The 3,499-nt window shown below is 62.3% G+C and carries 1 protein-coding gene; it reads left to right on the plus strand.

Translation table 11 applies throughout. The features are described 5' to 3' along the window. Nucleotides 1-535: 535 nt before the first annotated feature. Nucleotides 536-3,406: a ricin-type beta-trefoil lectin domain protein gene (locus tag AC07DW_RS33830; protein ID WP_478861440.1), complete on the plus strand. Its 2,871-nt coding sequence runs from the start codon at nucleotides 536-538 to the stop codon at nucleotides 3,404-3,406. The last annotated feature ends 93 nt before the right edge of the window (nucleotides 3,407-3,499 follow it).

Below are 3,499 nucleotides of genomic sequence, written 5' to 3' on the forward strand. Positions count from 1 at the left end.
AGACGACATCAGAGCCTGGATTGACGACTGGAACAAGAACCCCAGGCCCTTCACCTGGACCAAGACCGCCGACGAGATCCTGAACTCCCTCGCCGACTACCTCACGAAAATCAACCCGCCAACCACTGAAAACCGGAAGCAGACTTAGTCTCGCTATTTCCGGCGCAGGACACTAGGGGGTGCAGATCCTCCTGGCGCAGGCGCAAGGCCTCCCCGACTCGCAGGGGGAGATCGAGCTCTCAGCTACGTAGGTCTGCTCCACCCACCGAACACAACCAACCCCCACCCGCAATCAGCACCGCTTCCCGAACCAGACCACACGACCAGGTGGGAACCACCTCAAACACACCCACGGGCCTGTGTACCTATGGATAACAGCCGTAAACAAGAACTACAGCTGCCGTGGCGAGGGTCAAGGGCCCCTGCTGCAGCCCCGAGCAAGGCAAGCTTGTTCCCCCTTGGCACAGCAGTCACTACATGGCATGCTCGCGCCACTCGATCGGACTAACCGGTCTGGGTGAGAGGTGGTACATGGGTGAACTGGTTGCGGAGCCTTAGACAGGTCGCGTTAACGACTGCGGTGTTGCTTGCGGTAGTAGCGACACCCGCCCAGGCGCAGTACCCGAACGTGCAGGCGATCTCCGGCCATGCTTCCGCGACATGGAACATGCAGGGAGCTAACGCCAATGACGAGAACAAGTGGACGACCGGGGTGAACGCTCTCTTGCGTGGTGGTGCGCAGGTGGTTGCGCTCCAGGAAGCCGGGCAGGTCCCTCCCAGCGCGCGTCAGCTGCAGGTGATCAACATCGTCGAGAACGGAGTCGCCTACAGCGTCCCGGAATATAGCTGGGGCAGGAACTATATTTACTTCCTGCAGACAGATCCAAACGGCAACCGTGTAAATCTCGCTATCGTGACACGGCAGCAGGCGACCGACGTGATGGTGCTCGCTCCGCAGGCTGACAACACCCCTGCTGGGGCCCTAGGGCGGCCCAGCCTGGGCGTTCAACTGGCCGACAACTCAGTCTTCTGGAACGCCCATGCTCGCTCCTACGGACCCAACTCCCGCAATGATGCCGGGCGTATCGTCGCGGCCGTGAACACACGGATGGCTGCTCAGGGCGTGGCCTCCTGGGCACTGCTCGCTGACTTCAACCGCACCCCCGCCCGGTTAAACACGGACGCGTCCTTTCCGGCGGGAGTGCGCACGATCACCTCGGGCCAGCCGACGCAGCAGAACGGCAACGAGCTCGACTATATGGTCACCAACGACTATCCCCTCGGGTTCATGGCTGCGCGGGCAGGTGGCGTCATATCCGACCACTACCCGGTACGGTTCGGGTTCCGCCTGCAGGCGGCGGCGACGGTGAGCGGACGAATGTCGCTGACGCGGGATCCGGGGCGATGCGCGGCGGTTGCCGCCGGTGGCGGGAACGACACCGCAGTAGAGCGAGTCTCCTGCGCGGACCTGGTGGAGCAGAACTGGACGTTCCAGGGACAAGGGATGATTCAAAACCGGCAGAGTTGTCTGGACACCGGCGATGGTGGGGATCCGACCCGGGTCACCGTGCAGCCATGTGACCAGAGCCCCGAGCAGTGGTGGGAGTTGACAGCGGGCGGGACCGTACGCAACGACGCCAGTGGCTTGTGTCTCAGCGGCGGGAAAGCCGGCAACGGATACCGGTTGGTGATGTCTCCCGATTGTGATCCGTCCAATGATTCCGAGGTGTGGACCCTTCCGGTCACCAGCGGCCCGATCCGCTCTGCCGGAGATACCACCGAGTGCGTGGGTATATGGCAGGACGAACTGCTCGGCATGACGGGATGCTCGACCAACGGCAACAAGACGCAGACCTGGACGTTCGAGCCTGACCAAACCGTACGCAGTGCCGGCCGGTGTCTAACCGGCAACGGCTCCGGGGAAGGCGCTGTCCTCCTCGTGTCAGCCTGCACCGCCAGCCGCGCACAGCAGTGGATCTTCGGGGCGAAGGGTAGCCTGTTCAATCTGGCCGCTCACCTGTGTATCACCACCAGACCAGGCGGCTCGCTGTCGTTGCAGACATGCGACGGCTCCCAGGATCAGCAGTGGCTGCGAGGTACCACGGTAGGCAAGATCCGAACCGTCCAGCAGCGCGCGGCGTGCTTTCTGGCTCGGGCGGAGAAGGGTAACGGCATCCGCGCGCACCTGTCCGGATGCGACCGCCCGCTGGAAAGCGTGTTCTCCACGGATCTGGATTGGACGTTCGCCTCAGACGGAAGTATCCGGCAGGACACCAAATGCCTCGACCATGATTTGGTCACCTCCCGGGCAGTCTGGCAGGACTGCGACCAGTCGGCGAGCCAGCAGTGGGACCTGACACAGGCAGGCGCGTCGCTGCCGGGCGGCCTGCTGGTCAACCGTGCCGGCGGTCAATGCCTGGACACCGTCGCAGATGTCTTGCAGCTGGTCAGCGATTGCCGCAGCAGCCAGCAGTGGATTCTCAACGGGGCCACCGCAGTCCCCGAGGAACCCTCCATCGCCGGTCTGGAGTCCGAACCCAAACTAATCATCAGTGGGCGGTGGAAGGATCGGATGCTGTGCGCAAGCCCGCTGGGTGACTCCGTGTGGCTCGGCACTCTCTCCAGCGACAACCGGTACTGCCAGTGGAAACAGTTCATTCAGAACGACCACTTCGTGCTGTACAACTTGCAAAAGGGCGAAGTTATGACCTACCAAGGTGGCAACGAAGGCCCGCTGGTCATGAAACCCTACGACCCCTGGGGTGGCAACCAGCAGTACTTCTCGCTGGGCGGTAGGGAATCCTGGGATGCCCAGGCACTACAGAGTTACCTCGACAGGGGGCAAAACGTCGACGCTATAGCCACTGACGGCGACTACCCCCGCAGGGACGCCGTTCATACTCGAGGCTGGCGCCACGGCGATCAGATGGCGCTGACCTGGAACATCCAGTCACTGCCCGGCACCAACATGGTGGTCAATAGAGCGTTCTACGACGAACTATGCGCCAGCGCCTCCAACAACTCGTTGTGGATTGAGAACCATTCAGGGGCAGCGAACCCTTACTGCTGGTGGTACAAGATCGACCTGGGTGGCCACTTCATCATGTACAACCCGGAGAAGGGTGAGGTTATGGCCTATGAAGGGGGCGACGGTGGCCCCCTGGTCATGGAGACCTACGACCCCTCGAGCCGCAACCAGCAGTACTTCTCACTCGGAGGCGACGAGGGATATGGTTTTAAGGCCCTGCAGTCCTACCTTGACAGGGGGCAAAACGTCGATGCGAAAGCCACTGACGGCGACTATCCCCGCCCGGACGCTGTCCATACCCGCGGCTGGCGCCACGGCTACCAAAGTGCACTCACCTGGCTCTTCACACCAGGGCTCTGCGTATCCCCATGGTGTTAGCTTGACGTTTAACCTCTGCGGGCTTGGTGCTCCTTGATCGACTCGGCACGTTTGACCGTCTTGCCGACGTCGTGGTGCCTGGCCCGGTGTGTG

This window comes from Streptomyces sp. NPDC045701, assembly GCF_056432045.1.